This window comes from Nocardiopsis sp. FR4 (genome assembly GCF_009830945.1).
GTDB lineage: Bacteria > Actinomycetota > Actinomycetes > Streptosporangiales > Streptosporangiaceae > Nocardiopsis.
Genome location: NZ_VWVV01000012.1, coordinates 17038 through 40911, shown reverse-complemented (window position 1 = coordinate 40911; position 23874 = coordinate 17038). Strand labels below are relative to the sequence as shown.

Here is a 23874-nt window from a genome sequence, read left to right as displayed (position 1 = left end):
GTGGTACGCGGCCCGGTGCGGGACCCGGGGTCGCGGGGGGTTCGGGGAGCGGGGCGCCCCGCCGGGGAGTGGGGCGCCCGCCGTCCTCCGCCTACGGCCGGCCTAGCGGTCGCCGTAGTTGTAGAGGGTTTCGTTCACCGGTTCCGCGGTGGCGGTGGAGTCCGTGGCGAGACTGGTGGCCACGAAGGTCAGGCCACCCGCCAGGGCCGCACCGATCACGCAGGCGGCGATTACCTTGATCACTTGGGGATCTCCTTCCGCGCGCCCGGTCCCGCGCTGGGTCCGAAGCGCTGGAAAACGAGACTAGAACCTGATCTAGCCATAGACCAGATGATTGCCCCAACTGTAACTAACCCGCTGGTAACTTCCAACCCCGGAATGTCAGCTTTATTAGCCTTTACATGCTGGTCCGACACCCTGAGAAGGACCATGTCCGCCCCCTTCACCACCACGGACAAGCCCTCCACACCGAACCAGAACGGGTTATCGACAGGGGCGGAGACCGCCACGTGGCGCACGCCCATAGCGCCCAGTTCGGCGGCGTCGAGCCGTTCGGGCAGCCCCGTGGCGGGATCGGGCGACAGCACCCGGGCGGCCTCGCGGGAGCGGGCGTCCTCTCCGGCCACCACCACCGCGCCCCCGTCCGGGGTGCCGACCCTGAGGTCGTCGTTCCACAGGGTGCGCCGGTCGAACAACCTGGTCGCCGGGTCCAGGACGACCACCGGGCTCCCCGACCAGTCCGGGCCCCGGTAGGCGCTCCAGGGCAGCACGAGCACCGCGCCGGGCACGTCGTCGGCGGCCACCTCCGCCTGGGCGGTCCGCCACTCGGCCGGGTAGGAGACCGGGACCAGTCGCCCCGCGGCACCCCACAGCAGCCCCGGCAGGACCACGACCGGCAGGAGCGCCACAAGCACCGCCAGCCCCATCCGCCACAGGCCCCCGGAGGGCTCCCGCGCCGCCTCCGCGCCCGGGCGCGCGACCCGGGTGTCGGCCAGCCCCCGGACGAGCACCGCCAGCCCCAGGGCCTGCACCAGCGCCAGCGGCGCCACGTACAGCTGACCGTCGCGCAGCGGCCCGAACCCGGGCCAGGCGGTGATCAGCCAGGTCAGCAGGGCACGGCCCGACTCGGTGGTGCCCAGCAGGGCGATCCCCAGCCCGCCCAGGGCGGCCGCCGACAGCCCGGGACCCACCTCCGGTCGCTCGCGGCGCAGCCACCACACCCAGCCCGCCAACGCCGCCAGGCACAGCGCCAGCCGCACCGCCGCGGTCACCGGCTCGCCGTAGCCCGCCGGAACCGCGCCGGAGTTCCACACCCCGCCCAGCAGCACCAGGGAACCGAGGGCACCGAACGGTGTGTCCGCGCGGGCCGCGAACGCCGCGACCCCCGCCGGGTCGGTGTCGGCGCCGCTGACCAGGGAGGGCAGCAGCCACGGCAGGGAGACGACCACCAGCGCCAGCGCGAACAGGAGCGCGCGCGTCCACCAGCGCGGCGCCCCCGGCCCGCCCGGCACACGCGACCGGGGGCGCAGGAGCGCGACCGGGCCCGCGGTCAGGGCGCTCAGCACCACCGAGGAGAACCCGCCCACGGCGGCCGGGACCAGCGCGCGCACCAGACCGGCCGCACCCGCCGCGGGCCGGACGGCGGCCAGCCGCGCGGCGGCCCCCACCACCCACGGCAGCCCCGCGTAGCCCAACAGCACCGCCCACTGCCCCAGCAGCAGGCGCTCGGCCACGAAGGGGTTCCACACGTAGGCCACCCCCGCCGCGACAGAGGCCGCCAGCACGGCCGGGGGCCCCTCCCGCTCCGACGCCCCGGCGCAGCCCCGCGCCCCCGCCCCGCCCAGGGCGCGCGCGGCCAGGCGCGCGGCACCGGCGCCGCCCAGAGTGAACACCGCCAGCAGCGCCAGCGCCTGCACCACGTCCCCGGGCAGCACGGTCGAGAGCAGCGCCACCACGGCGTCGCTGGGGATCGCCCGGGGGAACCCGTCCGCCCCCCGCAGCACCGTGCCCAGCGGCAGGTCCGGCACGAACACCATGTCGTAGCGGAGCACGTACCCGCGCCCCAGCGCCGGTCCGAGCGCCAGCACCCCGGCGAGCAGCCCCGCCGCCCACGGCAGCAGCCGCACCGCCCACCGGCCCGCCGCCGCGCGCAGGGGGGCCATCAGCCCTCCGAGAGCAGGACGCTGTCGGAGTAGCCGCCCTCGACGTAGTCGCGGTAGGAGCGGACCACCACCTCGTAGTTTCCGGACACGGTCGCCGACCAGCGCGGGTCCCGGCCCGCCGAGCCCAGTGAGTGCCACCCCCGCCCGTCGCCGGGGCCGCGCCCGTCGCGCCGCTCACAGCGGGGAGAGGGGCCCGGGGCGGGCTCCGGGGCATCGGGCTCGGGGGCGGCCGAGGTCGTCGGCTCGGGCTCCGGCCCGGGCTCCTCCCCCGGGTCGGGGGCGGGCGGTTCGGGGTCGCCGCGGTCCGGTTCCCTCCCGTGCCCCTGGTCGGGCCGGTCCCCGTGGTCCGGCTGCTCCGGCGGACCGGAGCCGTCCGCCGTGCCGACGTCCCAGCGCCGCTCCTCGGTCACGGAGCAGTCCAGCGGGCGCACCCACACCTCGTAGTGGGAGGCCTCCTCCACCGCCTCCCACTCCACGGCGGCCCCGCCGTCCAGGACCCTCACCCAGGACGGCCCCGGTGGAGGATCGTCGTCCCAGACCACCTGGAGGGGCTCGGACTCGGCCCCCTCGTCGCGGCCCTTGAGCGAGCGCACCACGAACTCGTACCTGGCCCCGCTGAAGAGCGACTCCACCAGCGCGGACGGGCGTTCGCCGCCGGTGTCCACCTCCACCGGGAGCACGCCGGGCTGGTCCGGGTCGGGCGAGACCCGGCGCTGCACCACCCGGTAGTCGGTCGCCCCGGGCACCGCGTCCCAGCTGAGCAGCAGGCCCTCGTCGGACTCCTCCGCCACCGGCTCGGCCCGGGTCAGCGGACCGACCTCCGGTTCCGGGAGCGGTCGGCGGTAGGTCCGGCCGACCCGCAGCGGTTCGGCGAGCGCGTCGGCGAAGGCGGCGGCGATCCGCACCTCCCCGCGCGCGTTGGGGTGCGCCTCGTCCCAGTTGTCGCGGGAGGGGACGTAGCCGTCGGCGACTCGGGCGACCACCACGGGCGACTCCGCGGAGGTCAGCTGGTCGGCGAGGTCGACCACCCCCATGTTGAAGCGGTCGATCTCGGCGTTGATCCGGTCGTCGTCCCCGGTGCCCTCCACCGGGGGCAGCTCCCCCAGGACGAAGCGGGCCTGTCCGCGCACCACGCGCACCGTGGACACCGTCTCGCCGACGCCCTCCAGCGCCCGGTCGGCGCCGCCCCCGGCGAGGATGTCCTCGGTTCCGGCCAGGAGCAGCAGGTAGTGCGGCTCGTGCTCGGCCGCCACCTGGGCGACGTCGGAGGCCAGCTCGCGGGCGGAGGCGCCCCAGCGGGCGGCGTGGTCGGCGTCGAAGCCGGGGTCGGCGTAGGCCCGGCTGGCGGAGCCCGGCTCGCCGAGCGCGCGCATGTCGTCGTAGGGGCCGACGAAGTCGAACTCCACGTCGGACTCGCGCAGGTGGGACCACAGTCGGTAGCGCCAGGTGTAGTCGCCGCTGCTGCCCTGGGTCAGCGAGTCGCCCACGAGCATGACGCGCAGTTCGCCCTCGGGCGGGCCGGGCACGGTCACCGGCCCGTCGGTGAGTTCCTCGGTGCGGCCGCCGGGCTCCCCGGAACCGGTCTGGACGAGCAGGAGGGTGACGGCCATCGCCGCGAGCATGACGCCGAGCAACCCCAACGGGCCCGGTTCGAAGCGTGCGGAACGGTACCGCCGCGGCACGAGGTCGTGCCAGGTCAGGTCGCGCGGGTCGGGCCAGGTGCGCCAGTTCCAGCGGGAGAGGCGCCAGCGGGCGGCCATGCGCTCCGCGAACGGCCGACGTCTTCTAGAACTCCCAGGCGTCTCAGTGGTCTCCTGCGTCGCATACGGCCCCTCGGGTTCCCCGGCCCCGGGCCCGGAGGCCTCCTCATCGGGCTCACGCGGGTCCTGCACCGTGCCCCATCCCTCGCCGTCGCGCTCTGCGCACCATTACAAGAACAGGTTCCAGACCTGATCCACACGCCGCGACCTGCTACTCAACCGGCACAGGCCCGGACTTCCACCGACCACACTAGAACTGGTTATATGGAAACCGTCAACCCCGGACCGCCTCAGGCGGGCGGGGCCGCGCACAACGACGTTAACCGCTCTCCCCGGCCTCTCGCCTCCCCGCCCCGTCCCGAACCCCCGGAACGGCCCCGACGCGACCCCCGACAAGAAAGCAGGCCCGCCCCGTGATCGGACTCCTGGTCGCCCTGCTGTCCGCCCTGGTCTACACCGCCGGCCTGACCGTGGAACAGCGCGCGCTGCACGGTGCGGAGTCCATCTCGGTCCACCGTCCCCTGCACCTGGCGCGGGTCCTGCTCACCAACCCCCGCTGGGTGTCAGGGTGCGCCTTCGCGGCCCTGGGCAGCGTCGGCCTCGTCGTCTCGCTGGGCCTGGCCCCGGTGTCGGTGGTCCAACCCGCCTTCGCCGCCGGGGTGGCCTGCGGCATCCTCGTCCTCACCCTCGCGCTGGGCGAGCGCCTCACCCGGGGCGAGTACGTGGCGCTCGGCGTCATGCCGGTGGCCCTGGGCCTGCTCAGCCTGTCCACCGCCGGCGGCGCCGAGACCGGTACCACCGCCCACACCCCCGGCCTGGTCCTGGTCAGCCTGGCCACCGTGGCGGTCTGCCTGGCCGTCGTGGGCCTGGCCGGAGGCCGGGGCAGGTACATGTCCGCCGCCGCCATGGGCGTGGCCGCCGGGTTCGCCCAGGGCAGCGCGGGGCTGCAGGGCAAGGGCCTGGGCGGCCTGCTGGCCGACCACGGGCTGTGGGGCGCGGTCGTCCCCGCGCTGCTGTCCCCCTACCCCTACCTGTACGCCGTCGGCTGGGCGGTGGGCATCGTCCTCTTCCAGACCTCGCTCCAGCGGTCGCGCGCCTCGGTCACCGCACCCGTGGCCAACGTCGCGGGCAACGTGTTCATGGTGGTGGCGGGCACCGCGCTGTTCGGTGAGCGCCTGCCCGAGGACCCGGCCATGCTGGCCCTGCGCGTGGGCGGATTCGTCCTGACCCTGGCGGTGATCGCCCTGGTACGCGGCAACGTCGCCCAGGCCGAGGCCGAGGCCGAGACCCGGCGCGCCCGGGCGGGCACCGCGCTCCGGTGACCGGGGCCCGTACCCGTGGCGCGACGGGTACGGGCCCCGGTCACCGGGAGGCCGCGGCTCAGACCGCCACCGACACCGCCTGGCGCAGGCCGGGAGCGGCCACGTCGGCCCAGGCGCGCACGACGCTGCCGGGCCTGCCGGTCTCCTCCTCCGCCAGGATCAGGCCGGGCTCGGCCACCCAGGCGCCCAGGTCGGCCAGCAGCACGCGCAGGTCCTCCTCGATGCCCCGGCTGTTGCGCAGGTCCTCCACGACGGCCAGCGGCACCGCGACCGTGTGGCCCAGGCCCAGCTCGGGCAGGCGGTCCAGGAAGACCTTGAGCAGGCCGCTGTAGGTGCCGTGCACCTGGGGGGAGGCCACGAGCAGGACGTCGCTGCGGCGCACCCGGTCCAGGGCGTCCTCCACGGCGGCGGAGGAGTCGGTGAGGAGTTCGGCCCCCAGCTCGGCGATGTCGACGACATCGGGCTGGGCGTCGACTCCGGCACGGAGGGCCACCTCGGAGGCGGCGCGCAGGGCGGCGGTGCGCACGGAGGAGTGGGTCTGGGGAGCGGCGACGAGCACGGTGAAGCGGGTCATGCGAGAACTCCTGGGTTCGGTCAGTGCGAGCCGGGTTCGACCGGAGGAAGAAACGTCGGGGGGCGGTGATCGGGACGGACACCGGAGAGGACGTCGTTCCTCGTACCGACACGGAGAGCGGACCTCGTCGTCCGCAACGGGGTGTGTCGGTCCTGGCAGGGGCGCTGCTCGGGCCTGAGAGAGGCCCGGGACCCAGAGGGGAGATGCGCGTCCGGTGTCTGCGAATCGGGGCACGGGGTACACCCGTGGCGCGGGGCACGGCCCCGCAAGGCGCTAGCTACGACAGAGCGCGCTCGCCTGCTGCCTCAGATCGACATGCAGGCGCTGGACAAGCAGCTCACCGGCGGACATGCCTCCATGATGCGGCGCCCCGGCCGCTATCGTCAATGCGTACGCGGGGGCCTTCCCCGGCCCGGCCGCGCCCGAGCGGGGGCCGTCCGGCTCGCGGACAGCCGTCTCAGGGGACGGGATCGCCCGACTGCGCAGGGGAAACGGACGCCCTCGGCGGCCCCGGCACCCCTTTCCGGGCGCACCGCGAGCGCCTGTGTAATGTGCGACACACACCGCCAGGAAGCGGCCGGACCGCCTGGGCCCGCCCGGCCCGGGAGCCCCGCGGAACCGCCCCGGCCCGGCCCGAACCCAGGGAGAGAGCCCGAACATGGTCCAGAGCCCCGTCACGCTCACCAACGCGCGCGTCGTGACCCCCGACGGAGTCCACGAGGGATGGCTGCGGGTGGAGGGCGACCGTGTGGCCGCGCTCGGCACCGGGGAACCCGCTCCGGGCGGCGACGTCCGGGACACGGGGGGCGCCTGGGTCGTCCCGGGGATGGTCGACACCCACGTCCACGGCGGCGCCGGGCGCTCCTTCACCGAGGCCGACCCCGAGGGCGTCCGGGAGATCGTGGCCTTCAACCGGGCCCGCGGGGTGACCTCGCTGGTGGGCGGCCTGGTCGCGGCCACGCCCGGGGACACCGTCCGCCAGGTGTCGGCGCTGGCCGAGCTGTGCGAGGCGGGCGATCTGGCGGGCATCTACCTGGAGGGCCCCTTCATCGCGCGCGCCCGCTGCGGGGCGCACGATCCGGATCTGCTCCGGGACCCCGACACCGCCGAGTTCGACCGCTGGCTCGAGGCGGGGCGGGGCCACGTGCGCATGATCACGGTGGCGCCGGAGCTGCCGGGCGCCCTGGAGCTGATCGGCGCCGCGTCCTCCTCGGGCGTGGTGGCGGCGGTGGGGCACACCGAGGCCACCTACGAGCAGACCCTGGCCGCCTTCGACGCGGGGGCCTCGGTGGCCACCCACCTGTACAACGCGATGCGCCCGCTGAACCACCGCGACCCGGGGCCGATCGCCGCGGCCCTCGGGGACGAGCGGGTGACGGTCGAGCTGATCCTGGACAACGTGCACGTCCACCCCGGCGCGGCGCGGCTGGTGTTCGACGCCGCGGGCGCGCACCGGGTGGCGCTGGTGACGGACGCGATGTCGGCGACCGGCCTGGGGGACGGCGAGTACACGCTGGGCGACCTGCGGGTGCGGGTCAGCGGCGGGGAGGCGCGGCTGGTGGAGAACGGGGCGATCGCCTCCAGCACGATCGTGCTGCCCCAGGCCGTGCGCAACGCCGTGGAGGGGCTGGGCGTGGACGTGCCCGGGGCGGTGCGCTCGGCGACCTCCGTCCCGGCGGCGGCGCTGGGCCTGGACACGGGTCGGATCCAGCCCGGGAGCCGCGCCGACCTGCTCGTGCTCGGCGAGGACCTCGCGGTGCGCGAGGTGGTGTTCGCAGGTTCCTGGCTGGCGTAACGGCGTGTCGTAACCTCGTTACGGACTAGTAATATAACGCTGAGTGACAATGGTAGCAGGGCAATCGAGGAGAGCCACCACGCTCGACACGAAAGGATCTGCGCCATGGCCGAGTCGAGACAGACGAAGGACGAGCAGCCGACCCGCGTGCCCTCCGAGGAACACGAACACCTCGGCAAACTCGCCGACGAACTGTCCCGCTACGACGTGCGGGCGGACGTGGTCGAAGGCGAGTCGCCCTGCCTGCGAGTGAGCAATCCGTCATCCGCGTGCGCGGTCGAGGACGTGATCTGTGAGCGACGAGAGCACGACTACGCGTTCATCGCCTCTTTCGGGGTCCATCTGGGCGGCAGCGGAAGCCTCGGGGTCACGGCCCACAAGGTCGCCTGGCTCGTCGGAGCCGTCGAGGCCTGACGTCCGCGTGGACGGGGGCGGTGCCGGTCGGCACCGCCCCCGTCCGTTTCCGCTCTCCGTACCCCCTCCTGCCTTACGACGTAGATTCACATTTCCGACAAGGGGAACATAGGTAGCGCAAGCCGTCTGATCGCCCGTCTTCAGGACAGCCGAAACTCCACCTCTGCTGACTCTGCGTGTCCACCCAGTCGCCCGCACCGCCCTAGAGTCGGGAGCGCACACCCCTCGACGGAAGGCGGACCCGTGGACTACGTCAGGCTGGGCCGGACCGGGCTGGAGGTCTCACCCCTCGCCCTCGGGTGCATGAGCTATGGCGACCCCGCCCGGGGCAGCCACGACTGGACCTTGGACGAGGAGGCCAGCAGGCCCTTCATCCGCCGGGCCGTCGAGGCGGGCGTCAACTTCTTCGACACCGCCAACACCTACTCCGACGGCACCAGCGAGGAGATCCTGGGCCGGGCACTGGCCGAGTACGCCGACCGCGACGAGATCGTGCTGGCCACCAAGGTGTTCGCCCGCATGCGCCCGGGACCCAACGGCGGCGGGCTCTCCCGCAAGGCCGTCATGACCGGGATCGACCACAGCCTCCGCCGCCTGGGCACCGACTACGTGGACCTCTACCAGATCCACCGCTGGGACCCCGCCACCCCGATCGAGGAGACCGTCGAGGCGCTGCACGACGTGGTCGAGGCGGGCAAGGCCCGGTACGTGGGCGCCTCCTCGATGCACGCCTGGCAGTTCGCCAAGGCGCTGCGCGTGGCCGACGTCAACGGCTGGACCCGGTTCGCCACCATGCAGAACCACTACAACCTGCTCTACCGCGAGGAGGAGCGGGAGATGCTGCCGCTGTGCCTGGACGAGGGGATCGGCGTTCTCCCCTGGAGTCCGCTGGCCCGCGGCCGCCTCACCCGCGAGTGGGGCACCGAGACCGCGCGCACCCGGGGCGACGCCTTCGGCTCGCGGCTCTACCACGAGGCGGACCGCTCCATCGCGGAGGCCGTCGGCCGCGTCGCCGACGAACGCGGAGTGCCCCGTGCGCAGGTCGCCCTGGCGTGGGTGTCGCGCCACCCCGCGGTGACCTCGCCGGTCATCGGCGCCACGAAGCCCCACCACCTGGACGACGCGCTGGCCTCCCTGTCCCCGGAGCTGACCGACGACGAGGTCGAGGAACTGGAGCGCCCCTACGCCCCGCGTCCCGTGGCCGGTTTCTGACCCGTGGCCACAGACGACCTGGGGCACCCCGTCACGCCACCGCGACCGGTGCGGCGCGTGGTGTCCCTGGTGCCCTCCCTGACCGAGGCGCTCGCGCTCACCGCCCCCGACACCTTGGTGGGGGCCACCGTGTGGTGCACGCGCCCCCCCGGCCTGGACGTCGAACGGCTGCGCGGCACCAAGAACCCGCACCTGCGGCGGATCGTGGAACTGGCCCCGGACCTGGTGGTGGCCAACCGGGAGGAGAACCGCGAACGGCACGTACGGCAGCTTCGGGAGGCCGGGATCCCGGTGTGGGTGACCGACATCCGTACCGTCGCGGGCGCCCTCGCATCGCTGGGCCGCCTGTTCTCGGCCTGCGGCTTCCCCTGCCCCGCGTGGCTGGCCGAGGCCGGGACCGCCTGGTCGGCGCCCGCGCCCGCGGGTCCCCGGGTGGCGGTGCCGATATGGAGGGACCCGTGGATGTGGGTGGGCGGCGACACCTACGCCCACGACGTGCTGACCCGGCTGGGCGCGGTGAACGTGCTGGCCGACCACGGGGAGCGCTATCCGGCGCTGTCCCCGCACGGGGCCGCGGCACACGGGCCCGACCTCGTGCTACTGCCCGACGAGCCCTACCGCTTCACCCCCGAGGACGGCCCGGAGGCCTTCCCCGGACTGCCCTCCGTCCTCGTCGAGGGCGCCGACCTGACCTGGTACGGCCCCTCGATGACGGCCGCACGCCGGCGACTGGCCGCCGTGCTCGCCCGGTTCAGTCCGCCGTGACGCGGATCTTGGACTGGCCGTGCGGCAGCTCCTCCCAGTCCTCCATGAAGCGGGCCGCCAGACCGTGCCGCCGGGCCAGGCCCACCAGCGTCCGGGTCCGGTAGTAGAAGTCCTCGCGCAGCACGTGGTGCTCGGCGCCCTCGGTCCGGTCGTAGGTGAAGTCGAAGAACCCGCCCGGTGCCAGGATACGCTCCACGTGGGCCAGGCACTCGTCGATGACCTCCAGCGGCGAGTGGGAGAAGACGCTGTGCGCGTGCACCACGTCGAAGTGGCCCTCGGGCAGGAACGAGAACGTGAGGTCGCGGGTCAGGGCCAGGTGCGGCAGCTTGTCCTGGAGGCCGCGCTCGACCAGCACGGACTTGGCGGCGATCAGGATGTCCGGGGAAATGTCGATCCCGTAGTAGCCGCCCGGGTCCAGGTAGTCGATCAGCCGCCACCCCGCGCGAAGGTTGCCGCAGCCGATGTCCAGCAACCGGTGTTCGGGGCGCAGCCCGTGCTGCAGCAGGTAGTCGAACTGCATCTGCCCCAGCGCCAGCCAGCGCTCCTCGCTGCGGCTGCCCACCGCGGCCCGGGGGTCCCGGGCGGCGTCGGAGGCCATCACCGCGCGGTAGTAGTCGACGTGGTCGCGGTGGGCCAGGCGCAGGCGCAGGTCCCGGGCCCAGCGGCGCGCGTAGGGCACCACACGGGCGGGGTTGCTCAGGGCGTAGCCGACCTTGTGCGCCAGCGAGGAGCGGTCGGCGCGGAGCGAGGCGGCTGTCTTCTTCGGCATCGGAACGGCTTTCTGTCCGGGGCACCCGGAACCCGTCGGTATCCGTATCGGTCCGACCATAACCGGACCAGCACCACACGGCCCGGTATTTCGGGCCGCCGGAGCGTCAGTCCGCGGTCCCCGTCTTGATGAGCGGCGCGTCCCGCACCAGTTCCCGGAACCCGACACCGTGGTACAGCCCGCGCGCCCGTGGGTGCCCCGGCGCGCCCAGGCAGGCGACCGTCGCGTGCGTGGCCCCGGCCGCGCGCACCAGGCGCATCCCGTGCAGGAGCATCGCCCTGGCCAGTCCCAGGCGCCGGTAGTCCCGGTGCGTACCGACCGGCTCGAACCCGGCGGTCCTGTTCGCTTCGTCCAGCCACATGATCGTCGAGGACGCCATCGTCCCCTCCGGGGCCTCCACCAGGAGGTGCAGGTCGCCGCGGTAGGCGTTCGTCCGCCGGACGCCCCGGTAGCTCTCGACCGTGTACGCCGAGGGGGCCCAGGCGTCCAGGTGGGCCTGGACCACGGCATCCGGCCCGACCTCGTCGGCGGTGCGGAACCGGAATCCGTCCGGCAGTACCGGCTGCTCCACGTCGGTGAGGTCCCGCTCGTTGAGCTGGGTCCAGACCCCGGTGTCGCCGAGCGAGGCGGGGTCGGTCCCGTAGCCGTGCGCCGCCCACCGCCCCAGAGCGAACTCGTCGGCGGCGCTCGGCAGCACCGTACGCTCGAGGCCCGCCGCCGTGTCGTCGTACCAGTCGATCACCTCGTCGACCAGCCCGGCGTGGTCGGGGTGGACCTGGTACGCCAGGTAGGCGCCGGTGACCTCCTTCACCGACCCGTCGCTCAGCCTCACACGGCGCGGAAGCCTGGCCCAGCCCCACGCCACCAGTTCGCCGCCGGAGAACCACAGCCGACGCGACCAGCTCCCGCCGTCGCTGGCGTGCCCCCTGCCCCAGTTCCAGGCCAGTTCACCGAACGCCGCGTCGCTGTTCACCAGCTCCGGGCGGGTGGCGGTGACGCGCTGCGCCAGACCCTGCATGAGATGTAGGTCCTCGGCGGTCACAAACTCGGGGTCCGTCATACCGCGTCACTGTGCCAGACCCCCGCAAAGCCGTCGAACCGTTTTCCGGGGGCTGTCCGCGAGTTCCACAAAGGAAACGCGGGCCGCGGAGGCCCCCAGGTGGCGCACGGCCACGGAGGCCGTGCCGCGGAGCGCGACGGCCGAGCGGCACAGGGGGCCCGGGGGCCGTCCCCCGAAAAAACGACGAGGCGACCCTGCGAGCGCGGTCACGCGCGGGCAGGGTCGCCTCGTCGACTCGGGGGTCGCCCCCCGAAAACAACGGAACGGCCCTGCGGGGCGGACGAAGTCCCCCGAGCAAGGCCGTTCCGGAGTGAGGTGGAGGTGGCGGGAATCGAACCCGCGTCCTTCAGCACCGAGCCAGGGCTTCTCCGGGTGCAGTCCGCGCTGTCGTTCTACTCGGCCCCAGCGCTTGCACGGACACATCGCTGACAGGCCCAGCCACGTAGATGTCCCGCTCAGGCCCCGTGGCCTGATCTGAGCGGTAAGTCATCTAGCTGATGCCGGGATCTGGGCCGATGACGAGCCCAGGCCGACAGAGACGCTATCGCTTAGGCAGCGAGAGCGAACTCAGTGCGCTTAGAATTGGCACTTGTGTTTATGCGAATGCAGGATTAACGAGGTCACAAACGCAACCCTCGACCCGCTTCCCCTGGAACGACTACCGAAGTCGAAACCGATCACCCCCTGTGGAATTGTCACGGCCTCCCCGCCGGGGCGGGAGGGCCGGCATGCGAGCGGTGAACGCTGCGCGTCCGCCACTCTACCTGTTCAACGGGTTGGGGGCCAAGCTGATTCCCGCTCGGACGGATGAATCTGCCGGATTCGCCCGGACAGGGAGAAACCCCCGCGGGCGCGGACTCAAGAGGCGGTCGACGCGGCCCGCAGGGGCGGTCGGCAGGGTCGGGCCGACCTAGGGAAACGACAGGATCTCCCCCGAGATGAGGTCCTGTCCCTCATACTGGTCCGCTAACCCCCTGTCGCGGCCCAGTCATAGGGAAAGACGCGGACGGGCCCCCGGGAGGTTGCCCGGAGACCCGTTGTTTGCCGCATCGGGGGAGAACGGTGAACGACCGCGGAGGCCGCTACCAGCCCGTCTCCCCGGTGGTCGCGCCCTCGACGCCGGTCAGGTCGGCCTCGGCGTCCGCCAGGCCCTGTTCCTCCGGGGGGACGCCGGTCTCCTCGGCGGGCACCCCGTTGGCCATCGAGGCGAGGAAGGTGCTGGCCGACTCCACGGCGTACTGCGTCCACATGGTCCGGTCGGGCTCCACCTCGGCCAGCACGGCGAAGGCCACGCCGTCCTTGTAGCCGACGAACCAGTGCAGGGAGGTGTCGCCCTGCTCGGCGCGGGTCGCCTGCCCGTAGACCTCTCCCCCGGTGGCGAGCAGCTCGGGCATCCGGTTGATCACGGCGTCCCGCATACCCTGGCGGACCACCTCCAGGTGCGTCTGCTCCAGCGGGACCGAGCCCTCGGAGGCAGAGGCCTCGCCGGGAACCAGGGCGGGCTCGTGCCAGCCGCCGTCCGCGATCGCCGCGGCGACCAGGGCCATCGACAGCGGGCTCACCCGGACGCCTGCCTCGCCGATCATGGCCGAGGCCACGTCCGCGTCCCCGCCGCCGATCGAGACCTCGCCGGGGGAGGAGGGAACCGGCAGCTGCCACTCGGCGCCGATCCCCAGCCGCTCGGCGGTCTCGGTGAGGGCCTGCGGCCCCACCTGGGAGGCCAGGTCGGCGAACCCGACGTTGCAGCTGAAGGCCAGGTTGCGGGCCAGGTCCGGCTCGCCTGACAGGAACCCGGCGCTGGGGTTGGTGAAGGTCTGCCCGCCGATGTCGGTGGAGTACCCGCAGGGCACCACGCTGTCCGGCCGGACCGCGCCCGATTCCAGGGCGGCCAGGGCCGAGACGAGGGTGAAGGCGCCGCCCGGGACGTAGGAGCCGGTGAGCGCGGCGTCGTCGGCGGTGCTGTCGGAGGAGCTCGCCGCGGCCAGGACCTCGCCGCTGGCGGTGTCCACGGCCACCAGGTAGCCGTCGCCGGGCAGCGGGTCCAGGGCGTACTCCGCGGCGCGCTGCACACCCGTGTCCAGGGTGGTCTCGATGACGCCGCTGCGGTCGCCCTCCCAGGACTCCAGGACGTCGGTGATGTCGCCGGACCGGTCCAGGGAGACCACCTGGGTGGTGCCCGATCCGGCCAGCTCGTGCTGGAAGATGTTCTGCAGGCCGCTCAGGCCGACGGTGTCGCCCGCCTGGTAGGAGCCGGGGACCCGGGAGGACACCTTGTGCTCGGCGGTACCCGCGACCTCGCCCAGGAGGAACGGCGCCACCGCCGGGGAGAGGTTGACCTCGACCTCCTGCGTGTCCACGCCGGAGACCTTGCCCACCTGGTTCAGCAGGTTCTGGTCGACGCTGGAGTCGCGCATGAGCACGAGCGGCTGGAACTGCTCGGGCGGCGCCGAGCGCACCCGGTTCAGCAGCGGGTCGGGGTCCTCGCCGAGGAGTTCGGCGAGCTGGGTGACCCCGGCCTCCTTGTCCTCCATCTCGGCCGGGTAGACGCCGAAGGCCGTCACCTTGTCGGCGGTGACCAGCGGCCGGCCCTCCCGGTCGAGGATCTGCCCGCGCTCCTGGCTCTCGTAGCTGACCGCGAGCCGCTCGTCCTCGCTCAGGTCGGGGTGCAGGACGCTGGCCGACCAGGAGATCCGCCAGCCGTCGGGGCCCCACTCCAGGGGCATGCGGCCGGTGTAGTTCCAGGTCGGGTCACCGATGCCGAGGTCGGCGTGCACGCCGAACTCGGCGTCGGCGGAGTCGCCCTCGCGGGTGATGGGCCCGAGCTCGAACCGCAGGGAGGCCAGGTCCAACTGCTCGCGCATGTCGGTGAGCGCCTCCTCCACCTGGGCGGGATCGCCGTCGGTGTAGGTGGCGGCCTCCGCGTGGTTCCCGCCCTGCCAGGCGAGCAGGAAGGACCTGACCGCCACCTCCGGACTGGGGTTCGGAGTGCACGCGGCCAGGGTGACGGCGAGGAGCAGGCCGCTGCCAGCGGCCGTGATCCGGCCAAGGGGACGGGGGGACACCGTGTGTGTTCCTTTCGAACGCCTCATCGGCGGCGGCGGAGCGCGCGTTCCATGTCCCGCTTCGCCTCGCGCTCGGCGATGTCGTGGCGTTTGTCGTACTCACGCTTACCGCGGGCCAGAGCGATCTCGACCTTGGCCCGACCGTCGCTGAAGTACAGGGACAGGGGGACGAGGGTGCGTCCGGGCTCCCGGGTCTTGCCGATCAGCCGGGAGATCTGCTCGCGGTGCAGGAGTAGCTTACGTGATCGCCGGGCGGCGTGGTTGGTCCACGTGCCCTGGGAGTACTCGGGGATGTGCACGTTCATCAGCCACACCTCACCGCCGTCGATGTGGGCGAACCCGTCCACGAGCGAGGCCCGGCCCTGTCTGAGCGACTTGACCTCGGTGCCGGTGAGGACGAGACCGGCCTCGTAGGTCTCGTCGATGTGGTAGTCGTGCCGGGCCCGCTTGTTCTGCGCGATGAGCTTGCGCCCGGTTTCCCGTGCCACAGGTGTGTCCCTTCATACGTCCGGGGGGCACGAGGCCCCCCGGCTGACGATTCCTCCCGCTCCCGGGGCCCGGCTCAGATCTTGAGGTACCGGCGCAGGGTGAGGAACGAGGTGATGGTGCACAGCAGGACGCCGAGGATCAGCGAGACCCCGATGACGTACAGCAGCGACCCCGTGCCCAGGGCGACGTCGAACTGGAACCAGTCCTCGATCTGGGTGAGCAGCGTGTACCGGGTGGCCACGATGAATCCGGCGGCGATCAGGCCGCCGATGAGGCCGGCGACCGCGCCCTCCAGGAGGAAGGGAAGCTGGATGTAGAAGTTGGACGCGCCGACCAGCCGCATGATGCCGGTCTCCCGGCGGCGGCTGTAGGCCGACAGGCGGATGGTGTTGCCGATGAGCAGCGCCGCGGCGGCCAGCTGCACGCCAGCCAGCACCAGCGCCGCCGCCCGCAGCCCGTCGAGCAGCCCGAAGAACTGTTCGAGTACGCGCTGGTCGTCGGAGACGGTGTCCACGCCCGGGGAGCCCTCGACCGCGTTGCGCACGGTGTCGTAGTGGGAGGGGTCGGTGAGCTGCACCCGGTAGTTGTCCGGGATGTCACCTTCCTGCGCGGCGTTGGCCAGCGCCTCGTTGGAGGAGCCCAGCCGCTCCTGGAAGTCCTGCCAGGCCTCGGCCGCGGTGAGGTACCTGACGTCGGCGACCTGGGGCAGGCCGTTCAGGGTGTCCTCCAGGGCCTGGCGGTCCTCCTCGGTGGCCGCGCCGTTCTCCTGACAGGTCTGGGTCGGAGAGATCTCGTTGCACATGTAGATGGTCAACGTGATCCGCTGGTCCCAGTAGTTGCGCATCTCGGAGACCTGCTGGTTGACCAGGAGACCGGCGCCGAACAAGGTCAGGGAGATGGCCACCGTCGTGATGACCGCGATGGTCATCGTCAGGTTGCGGCGGAGGCCGATCCACGTCTCGGAGAGAACGAATTGTGCTCGCATGATCTGTTAAAGGTCCATCCTTCGGGGCTTTGCCGCGCCGGTCCTCACGGCAACGAGGTCAGTACGCCTGGCCGTAGACGCCGCGCGTCTGGTCGCGCACTACCAGGCCCTCTTCCAGCTCGATCACGCGCTTGCGCATCGAGTCGACGATGGCGGCATCGTGGGTCGCCATGACGACTGTGGTGCCTGTGCGGTTGATTCGGTCCAGCACCTTCATGATGCCGATGGAGGTCGCGGGGTCGATGTTTCCGGTGGGCTCGTCGGCCAGCAGGATCTGCGGGCGGTTGACGAACGCGCGGGCGATCGCGACGCGCTGCTGTTCACCACCGGAGAGCTCGTTGGGCATGCGTCCGGCCTTGCCCTCCAGGCCTACCAGCTCCACGACCTCGGGGACGACCTTCTTGATGAAGCGCCGCGGCTTGCCGATGACCTCCAGGGCGAAGGCGACGTTCTCGAAGACGTTCTTGTTGGGCAGCAGCCGGAAGTCCTGGAAGACACAGCCGATACGGCGGCGCAGGTGGGGCACCTTCCAGTTGGAGAGGCGTGCCAGGTCCTTGCCCGCGACGTGGACACGGCCCTCGGTGGGCTTCTCCTCCTTGAGGACCAAGCGGAGGAAGGTCGACTTGCCGGAGCCGGACGGGCCGACGAGGAAGACGAACTCGCCCTTGTCTACGTCAATGGAAACGCCGTCGAGCGCGGGGCGCTTCTGGGTCTGGTAGACCTTGGTGACGTTGTCGAAGTGGATCACAGGCGCATCACAAGGTTCTCGAAGGTATGGGCACCCGCAGTGGAGGGCTCTCCGCGCGGGATCGTACCGGCCGCGTGGCCACCGACAGTTTAGAGGGGGGAGCGGCCCGGATTGTCCAGGTCGCGTCACGCCCTGAAGGTGCACTAGTCGGACAACAGCCACGAGCATATCGGAGGTGTCAACCGATGATAACGTTCACATATAGTCGTTTCGGTAAAACTGTGGAGTCGTGAGCATCACCATTGGGACACAAACTTCACATGTGTCCCACCAGTCTCACGAGGGGTGCGCGCGTTACCACCGGGCGTGTCTCGGGCGCGTCTCCTCTGGTCCCTCCCCCGCCCGCGCCGGGCGGCCGGCTCGCCGCCGGAGGGCTCTCGGGCCGGGCCGGCCGCGGACCCGGAGGGGGAGTCCCGCCCGGCCCGCGGGCCCGCGCGTGCACCGGTCCCCCGGTCTAGTCCTCGGAACGCTCGCGGCTGCGCATCCAGCGGATCTCGGCGTCGATGAACTCGTCGATGTCGCCGTCCAGCACACCCGAGGTGTTGCCGGTCTCCGCTCCGGTGCGCACGTCCTTGACGCTCTGGTAGGGGTGCAGCACGTAGTTGCGCATCTGGGTTCCCCAGCTGCTCACCGAGTCGCCGCGGATCTCGTCCAGCGCGGCCTGCTCCTCCTCGCGCTTGCGGGCGAGCAGCTTGGCCTGGAGCATCGACATGGCCGTGGCCTTGTTCTGCAGCTGCGAGCGCTCGTTCTGGCAGGAGACCACGATGCCGGTCGGCAGGTGGGTGATCCGCACCGCCGAGTCGGTGGTGTTGACGCCCTGGCCGCCGGGGCCGCTGGAGCGGTACACGTCCACCCGCAGGTCGCCCTCGTCGATCTCGATGTGGTCGCTCTGCTCCACCACGGGGACCACGTCCACGCCCGCGAAGGAGGTCTGGCGCCGGTTCTGGTTGTCGAACGGCGAGATGCGCACCAGGCGGTGCGTGCCGTGCTCACCGCGCAGGGTGCCGTAGGCGAAGGGGGCCTTGACCGCGAAGGACGTGGACTTGATGCCCGCCTCCTCCGCGTAGGAGGTCTCGTAGATCTCCGTGGGGTAGCCGTGCCGCTCCGCCCAGCGCAGGTACATGCGCTGGAGCATCTGCGCCCAGTCGGCGGCGTCCACGCCGCCCGCCTGGGAGTTGATCGTGACGATGGCCTCGCGCTCGTCGTGGGGGCCGTTGAGGAGCGTGCGCACCTCCAGCTCGCCGATCTCCTTGCGCAGCTGCTCCAGCTCGCGGTCGGCCTCGGCGCGCGTGTCGGCGTCCTCCTCGGCCTCGGCCAGCTCGTAGAGGACGCCGAGGTCGTCGAGCCGCTGGCTGATGCCGTTGATCTTGTTGACCATGGACTCCAACGAGGAGAGCCGGCGCGTCACCTTCTGCGCGTTGTCCTGGTCGGCCCACAGCTCGGGGTCGGCGGACTGCTCACGCAGTTCGGCGATCTGCGTGTGCATCGCCTCCAGGTCCAACACGGCGGAGACGCTCGCCAGGGTCGCCGCGAGGTCCTTGATCTTCTCTGCTGGGTCCAGTTCTGCCACGGACCCCAGTGTAGGGCCCGTGGCACGGACGGGACGCCCGGTGACCGCGGGGGCGGCGCGTCCGCGCCGCCCCCGCGGTGTGTTCGGGCACCCGCGGGGTTCTGGAGGTACCGAAGGCGGGTTCGCGGGGGACGAGCCGACCCGCCGTAGGCGCCGAGGATTCCCGCGCGTTAGGGCGCCCGAACACGGACCGGAGCGAAGCGGAGGTCCACAGGGGACACCGCCTAGTCGACCAGGCTCCGGAAGGAGCGCAGCGCCACGGACAGCGTGGCCAGGTCGAAGCGCTCGTTCTCCTGGATCTCCGACAGGGTGATCCCGGCGCGCTGCACCCGGTCCTGGTTCTGCTCCAGCCAGGCGGCGATCAGCTCCTCGGGTGCCTCGGCCCGGCCGCTCTCCAGCACCCGCGCGGTGAGGTCGGCGTGCGCGGCGTAGAGGTCGTCGCGCAGCGAGGCCCGCGCGGTGGTGGCCCAGCGGTCCTCACGCGGCAGGTCGATGATCCGCTCGCGCCACCAGCTGATGTTGAGCCGGTCGGCCAGCTCGAAGTACAGCTCGGCGACCTTCTCCACGGGGCGCCCGGTGCGGTGGGCGATCTCCACCAGGTCCAGTGTGGAGTAGGCGGGCACCATCACGGCCACCTGCTCGGCGAGCTCGGTCGGCACGCCCATCGACGTGTAGCGGTCGCGGCGCTCGACGTAGGCCTCGCGGTCGCGGCCGCGCAGCAGCTCGTCCAGGCGCGGCAGCACCTCGCCGACGCCGTCGGAGAAGTAGCCGATCTCGCTGCTGATGTCGAAGGGGAAGGTGCGGTTGCGCAGCAGCCACCGGGCGGAGCGCTCGGCGAGCTTGCGCGTCTCCAGCAGCAGCAGGAGCTGGCTGTCCACCGAGATCTGGTGGTCCAGCTCCTCCACCCGGCCCCAGAACCGGCGCAGGCGCAGCACGTCCTGCACCACCAGGAAGGCGCGGGCGATGTCGGCCGCCTCCGAGCCCAGCTCCTCGTTGAGCCGGAAGGCGAAGGTCACCCCGGAGCGGTTGACCATCTGGTTGACCACCTGGTTGACGATGATCTCCCGGCGCAGCGGGTGCGAGTCCACCCCGGCGGCGAAGCGCCCCGAGCGCAGCGGCGTCGGGAAGTAGTCGGTCAGCCACTGGGCCAGGTAGGGGTCATCGGCCAGGTTGGACAGGCCGATCTGCTCCTTGAGGTTGATCTTGGTGTACGACAGCAGGGTCGCGAACTCCGGGCTGGTCAGGCCCCGGCCCGCCGCGCGCCGCTCGGCGATCGCCTTGTCGGAGGGCAGGTCCTCCTGCTTGCGCTTGAGGACCTTGTTGCGCTCCAGGTAGCGCATGTACCGGCCGTGGACGTGCAGCATCTGGTGGTCCTGCTTGCGCGCGGCGGCCAGGACGGTGTTCTGCGCGTAGTTGTTGTCCAGGACCAGTTCGGCGACCTCGTCGGTCATGTCGATGAACAGCTGGTCGCGGTCGGCCTTGCCGAGCTTGCCCGCCCGCACCTCGCGGTCGAGCATGATCTTGATGTTGACCTCGTGGTCGGAGGTGTCCACGCCGGCCGAGTTGTCGATGAAGTCGGTGTTGACCCGGCCGCCCTCACGGGCGAACTCGATCCGCGCGGGCTGGGTCAGGCCCAGGTTGCCGCCCTCGCCGACGACCTTCACGCGCAGTTCGGCGGCGTCCACGCGCAGCTGGTCGTTGGCCTTGTCGCCCACGTCGGCGTGCGTCTCGGTGCTGGCCTTGACGTAGGTGCCGATCCCGCCGTTCCACAGCAGGTCCACGGGGGCGGTGAGCACGCACCGGATCAGCTCGTCCGGTGTGAGGGTCTCCACCTCGTCCTCGATGCCCAGCGCCGCGCGCACCTGCGGGGTGACGGGCACGGACTTGGCGGTGCGCGGGTACACGCCGCCGCCCTCGGAGATCAGCTTGGGGTCGTAGTCCTCCCAGGTGCTGCGGGGCAGGTCGAAGATCCTCCTGCGCTCCGCCCAGGAGGTGTGCGGGTCGGGGTCGGGGTCCAGGAAGACGTGGCGGTGGTCGAAGGCGGCCACCAGTCTGATCTGCTTGGACAGCAGCATGCCGTTGCCGAACACGTCGCCGGACATGTCGCCGACGCCGACGACGGTGAACGGCTCCTCCTGCACGTTCACGCCCATCTCGCGGAAGTGGTAGCGCACCGACTCCCAGGCGCCGCGGGCGGTGATGCCCATGGCCTTGTGGTCGTAGCCGACCGAGCCGCCCGAGGCGAAGGCGTCGCCCAGCCAGAAGCCGCGCTCGGTGGAGATGGCGTTGGCGGTGTCGGAGAAGGTGGCGGTGCCCTTGTCGGCGGCCACCACCAGGTAGGAGTCGTCGCCGTCGTGCAGGACGGTGCGCTCGGGGTGCACGACGCGCCCGTCCACGAGGTTGTCGGTGACGTCCAGCAGCCCGCTGACGAACTGCTCGTAGCAGGCCACGACCTCGGCCATCATCTCCTCGCGGTTCCCGCCCTGGGGCAGGCGCTTGCACACGAAGCCGCCCTTGGCGCCGCTGGGGACGATGACGGAGTTCTTCACCATCTGGGCCTTGACCAGGCCCAGGATCTCGGTACGGAAGTCCTCGAAGCGGTCCGACCAGCGCAGTCCGCCGCGCGCGACCGCGCCGAAGCGCAGGTGCACGCCCTCCACCCGCGGGGAGTAGACGTACATCTCGTACCGGGGCCGCGGGTGCGGCAGGTCCGGGATCTGCTCGGGGTTGAGCTTGAGGACCAGGTAGGGGTGCCGCTGGTAGTGGTTGGTGCGCAGGGTGGCGCGGATGACCGCCAGGAACGAGCGCAGGATGCGGTCGTGGTCCAGGCTGGCCACGGACTCCAGCTCGCCCTCGATCTTGCGGACCAGCACCTCGGAGCGCTCGTCGCGGCCCTCACCGGGCAGGTCGGGGTCGAAGCGGGTCTCGAACAGCTCGACCAGCAGGTTGGCGATCCCGACGTTGGCCACCAGGACGTCGGCCAGGTACTCGGGGGTGAACGTGGACCCGGTCTGACGCAGGTACTTGGCGTAGGCGCGCAGCACGGTGAGCTGGCGCCAGTCCAGTCCGGCCCGCACCACGAGGGCGTTGAACCGGTCGCTCTCGCCCAGGTCGCGCCAGGAGGCGTCGAAGGCCTCCTCGAAGAGCTCCTTGAGCCGCCCGGGCGCCAGGTCGGAGTCGGGGACCGGCCCCAGTCCGAAGTCGTAGACCCACACGCGGCCCACGCCGCGCACGGTGATGTCGTAGGGCCACTCGTCGATGACCTCCACGCCCAGGTTCTCCAGGACGGGCAGGACCCGCGACAGGGAGATGGGCTCGCCGATCCGGTACAGACGGAACCGGTAGCACCCGGGGTCGGCGTCCTCGCGCTGGTACAGGACCCCGGAGAACTCGCCGTGCCGCCGGTCGGGGTCGGTGCGGGCCAGGAGCCGCTCCAGCTCCTCGATGTCGGCGGCCGCGGTGGCGGGGCTGTTGTCGACCTTGTAGGCCTCGGTCAGCCCGCTGCCGTAGCGGTCCCGGAGCGAGGTGGCGTGCACCGGCCCGTAGGCCTGGGTGAGGACCTCGTCGAAGTCGGCGTCCCAGGAGCGCGCGGCCCGGCGGACCTCCTCCTCCAGTGCCACCTGGTCGATGTCGGCGAGGGTCTGCCCGTGCTGGGCGCGCACCACCAGGTACAGGCGGGCCATGGGGGCCGAGCCGATGAGCACGTTGTGGTCCATGGTGGCGCCGTGGAACGCCTTGGCCAGGACCTTCTGGATGTCCAGGCGCACCCGGGTGCTGTACTGGTCGCGTGGCATGTACACGAAGCAGGACATGTACCGTCCGCCGTAGGGGTCGCGGCGCATGAACAGCTTGGTGCCGCGGCGGTCGCGCAGGCGCAGGACGCCGCGCACGATGTTGTACAGCTCGCCCACGGGGATCTGCAGGAGCTCCTCGCGGGGGAAGGTCTCCAGCAGCTCGATGAGGTCCTTGCCGTCGTAGCTGTCGGCCTCGAACCCGGCCAGCGCCAGCACCTCGGCCTGCTTGCGGCGCATGATGGGGATCTGGGCGATGCTGGTGGTGTTGGCCTGGGAGGTGAACAGCCCCACGAAGCGGCGCTCGCCGACGATGTTGCCCTGGGCGTCGAACTTCTTGACGCCGATGTAGTCCAGGTACTTGGGCCGGTAGACGGTGGCTCGGGAGTTGGCCTTGGTCAGCACCAGGATGTAGGGTTCGCGGGCCTTGGCGCGGATCTCGGGGGGCAGGGCCGCGAAGCTGGTGGAGGCGGGCGAGTCCATCCGCAGAATGCCCAGGCCCGAACCGGGTTCGGGGCGCAGGGCGTCGTCGCCGTTCTCGTCCGTCACCAGGGCGTACTCACGGTAGCCCATGATGGTGAAGTTGCGTCCGGCGGCCCAGCGCAGGAAGTCGACGCTCTCGCCGATCTCGCGCGGGTCGACGCCCCCGGCCACCAGGCGGTCGGGGTAGGCGGCCAGCTCGTCGGCGATCCGGATGGCCCGGTCGCTCATCTTGGCGGCGTCCTCGTCCACGTAGCGGACGTCGTCCAGGACCCCCTCCAGGCGCGCGGTGATCTCCTCGAAGCGCGCCGGATCACTCTGGGGGTCGATCTCGATGTGCATCCAGGACTCGTCGACGGGCAGCAGCCCGTCGCCGCCGATCTCCGGGTCCACCCGGGACAGGCGACCGTTGAGGTCGCGGCCCACGGTCATCTGGGGGTGGACGATGAACCGGACACCCGCGCCCAGGTCGGACAGGGCCATGGTGACCGAGGAGACCAGGAAGGGCGCGTTGTCGGTGACGATCTCCACGACGCTGGTCTGCTGGTCCCAGCCGTCGCGCTCGGCGTCGGGGGTGTAGACGCGGACCTTGGCCCGTCCCGGGACGCGTTCGGCGCCGAAGGACCTGTGGGCGGCGGCGGCCCAGCAGATCTGCTCGGGCGGGCGCCCGTTCAGCTCGTCCGGGTCGGTGTGCCGGTAGTAGACGGGGAGGAAGCGCCTGACCGCGTCGGCCTCCTCGGGGCTGATGCGCTCCCCGGGGGACCACCTGGCGGCCGCGTCGCTGAGCAGCTGCTGGAGATGGACGTCGGATTGCCCGGACATAGGGATCTCTCACTCCTTTGTGAGCAACGTCGCACGAGGGCTGGCGGAACACCCGGTCATATGACCTGTGATCCTGTGTGCCGATGTGTGATGT

The 23874-nt window shown here is 71.9% G+C and carries 17 protein-coding genes and 1 other RNA gene; 5 read left to right on the top strand and 13 right to left on the bottom strand.

Features of this window, described 5'->3' with window-relative positions; translation table 11 throughout:
* Nucleotides 1–102: 102 nt before the first annotated feature.
* Genes FYW95_RS27710 through FYW95_RS13345 form a run of 3 tightly spaced genes read right to left on the bottom strand, consistent with a single transcriptional unit; the run spans nt 103 to nt 3922 of the window.
* Entirely contained in the window at nt 103–243 is a 141-nt protein-coding gene (locus tag FYW95_RS27710; protein ID WP_201294846.1) for a hypothetical protein, read from the bottom strand.
* A complete protein-coding gene (locus tag FYW95_RS13350; protein WP_159940660.1) occupies nt 240–2162 on the bottom strand; it encodes an MmpA family trehalose lipid delivery protein in 1923 nt (640 codons plus the stop codon). Before FYW95_RS13350 ends, FYW95_RS27710 begins: the two co-directional genes overlap by 4 nt.
* A complete protein-coding gene (locus FYW95_RS13345; RefSeq protein ID WP_201294845.1) occupies nt 2162–3922 on the bottom strand; it encodes a GDSL-type esterase/lipase family protein in 1761 nt (586 codons plus the stop codon). The genes FYW95_RS13350 and FYW95_RS13345 overlap by 1 nt, the downstream gene beginning before the upstream one ends.
* Nucleotides 3923–4335: 413 nt before the next feature.
* Here FYW95_RS13345 and FYW95_RS13340 point away from each other — a divergent pair, with 413 nt between their 5' ends.
* On the top strand, nt 4336–5244 hold the full coding sequence (locus FYW95_RS13340) for a hypothetical protein (protein ID WP_160050374.1): 909 nt from the start codon (nt 4336–4338) through the stop codon (nt 5242–5244).
* 58 nt (nt 5245–5302) lie between these two features.
* Here the strand turns inward: FYW95_RS13340 and FYW95_RS13335 are convergent, their stop codons facing one another.
* Nucleotides 5303–5818 carry an NADPH-dependent FMN reductase gene (locus FYW95_RS13335; protein WP_159940654.1) on the bottom strand — a complete coding sequence of 172 codons (516 nt, stop codon included), beginning with the start codon at nt 5816–5818 and terminating at the stop codon, nt 5303–5305.
* Nucleotides 5819–6476: 658 nt separating this feature from the next.
* On the opposite strand from FYW95_RS13335, the gene nagA reads away from it, so the two are divergent.
* The 4 genes from nagA to FYW95_RS13310 all read left to right on the top strand — a co-directional run bounded on the left by nagA (nt 6477) and on the right by FYW95_RS13310 (nt 10004).
* On the top strand, nt 6477–7613 hold the full coding sequence (nagA, locus tag FYW95_RS13325; RefSeq protein ID WP_159940652.1) for an N-acetylglucosamine-6-phosphate deacetylase: 1137 nt from the start codon (nt 6477–6479) through the stop codon (nt 7611–7613).
* A gap of 105 nt (nt 7614–7718) precedes the next feature.
* Nucleotides 7719–8027, top strand: a complete 309-nt coding sequence (locus FYW95_RS13320) for a hypothetical protein (RefSeq protein ID WP_159940650.1) — start codon at nt 7719–7721, stop codon at nt 8025–8027.
* Between the two features lie 243 nt (nt 8028–8270).
* Nucleotides 8271–9239, top strand: coding sequence for an aldo/keto reductase (locus tag FYW95_RS13315; RefSeq protein ID WP_159940648.1), 969 nt, complete (start codon nt 8271–8273; stop codon nt 9237–9239).
* 3 nt (nt 9240–9242) lie between these two features.
* Entirely contained in the window at nt 9243–10004 is a 762-nt protein-coding gene (locus tag FYW95_RS13310) for a helical backbone metal receptor (protein ID WP_159940646.1), read from the top strand.
* Here FYW95_RS13310 and FYW95_RS13305 read toward each other — a convergent pair.
* From FYW95_RS13305 to FYW95_RS13265, 9 genes are all read right to left on the bottom strand, one after another.
* Nucleotides 9991–10773: a class I SAM-dependent methyltransferase gene (locus FYW95_RS13305; protein WP_159940644.1), complete on the bottom strand. Its 783-nt coding sequence runs from the start codon at nt 10771–10773 to the stop codon at nt 9991–9993. The two genes, FYW95_RS13310 and FYW95_RS13305, sit on opposite strands and share 14 nt — an antisense overlap.
* A gap of 106 nt (nt 10774–10879) precedes the next feature.
* The gene (locus FYW95_RS13300) at nt 10880–11833 is read right to left on the bottom strand and encodes a GNAT family N-acetyltransferase (RefSeq protein ID WP_159940642.1); all 954 of its coding nucleotides are present in this window, start codon (nt 11831–11833) and stop codon (nt 10880–10882) included.
* A 313-nt stretch (nt 11834–12146) separates the two neighbouring features.
* Nucleotides 12147–12518: a transfer-messenger RNA gene (ssrA, locus tag FYW95_RS13295) on the bottom strand.
* Between the two features lie 397 nt (nt 12519–12915).
* Nucleotides 12916–14895: a penicillin-binding transpeptidase domain-containing protein gene (locus tag FYW95_RS13290; protein WP_159940640.1), complete on the bottom strand. Its 1980-nt coding sequence runs from the start codon at nt 14893–14895 to the stop codon at nt 12916–12918.
* 23 nt (nt 14896–14918) lie between these two features.
* Nucleotides 14919–15383: an SsrA-binding protein SmpB gene (smpB, locus tag FYW95_RS13285; protein ID WP_159940638.1), complete on the bottom strand. Its 465-nt coding sequence runs from the start codon at nt 15381–15383 to the stop codon at nt 14919–14921.
* Between the two features lie 74 nt (nt 15384–15457).
* Nucleotides 15458–16369 (bottom strand): permease-like cell division protein FtsX, encoded by a 912-nt coding sequence (gene ftsX / locus FYW95_RS13280; RefSeq protein ID WP_236567609.1) that lies wholly within the window; start codon nt 16367–16369, stop codon nt 15458–15460.
* Nucleotides 16370–16427: 58 nt separating this feature from the next.
* Nucleotides 16428–17117 (bottom strand): cell division ATP-binding protein FtsE, encoded by a 690-nt coding sequence (gene ftsE / locus FYW95_RS13275; protein ID WP_159940636.1) that lies wholly within the window; start codon nt 17115–17117, stop codon nt 16428–16430.
* Nucleotides 17118–17571: 454 nt separating this feature from the next.
* The gene (gene prfB, locus FYW95_RS13270) at nt 17572–18687 is read right to left on the bottom strand and encodes a peptide chain release factor 2 (RefSeq protein WP_159940634.1); all 1116 of its coding nucleotides are present in this window, start codon (nt 18685–18687) and stop codon (nt 17572–17574) included.
* A gap of 224 nt (nt 18688–18911) precedes the next feature.
* The gene (locus FYW95_RS13265; protein ID WP_159940632.1) at nt 18912–23780 is read right to left on the bottom strand and encodes an NAD-glutamate dehydrogenase; all 4869 of its coding nucleotides are present in this window, start codon (nt 23778–23780) and stop codon (nt 18912–18914) included.
* Between the last annotated feature and the right edge of the window lie 94 nt (nt 23781–23874).

Coding starts and splice junctions, on each gene's coding strand:
- FYW95_RS13305 (WP_159940644.1), bottom strand. CDS start 10,773: ATGCCGAAGAAGACAGCCGCCTCGCTCCGCGCCGACCGCTCCTCGCTG.
- FYW95_RS13300 (WP_159940642.1), bottom strand. CDS start 11,833: ATGACGGACCCCGAGTTTGTGACCGCCGAGGACCTACATCTCATGCAG.
- FYW95_RS13320 (WP_159940650.1), top strand. CDS start 7,719: ATGGCCGAGTCGAGACAGACGAAGGACGAGCAGCCGACCCGCGTGCCC.
- FYW95_RS13265 (WP_159940632.1), bottom strand. CDS start 23,780: ATGTCCGGGCAATCCGACGTCCATCTCCAGCAGCTGCTCAGCGACGCG.
- FYW95_RS13350 (WP_159940660.1), bottom strand. CDS start 2,162: ATGGCCCCCCTGCGCGCGGCGGCGGGCCGGTGGGCGGTGCGGCTGCTG.
- FYW95_RS13335 (WP_159940654.1), bottom strand. CDS start 5,818: ATGACCCGCTTCACCGTGCTCGTCGCCGCTCCCCAGACCCACTCCTCC.
- ftsX (WP_236567609.1), bottom strand. CDS start 16,369: ATGCGAGCACAATTCGTTCTCTCCGAGACGTGGATCGGCCTCCGCCGC.
- nagA (WP_159940652.1), top strand. CDS start 6,477: ATGGTCCAGAGCCCCGTCACGCTCACCAACGCGCGCGTCGTGACCCCC.
- FYW95_RS13345 (WP_201294845.1), bottom strand. CDS start 3,922: ATGGCCGCCCGCTGGCGCCTCTCCCGCTGGAACTGGCGCACCTGGCCC.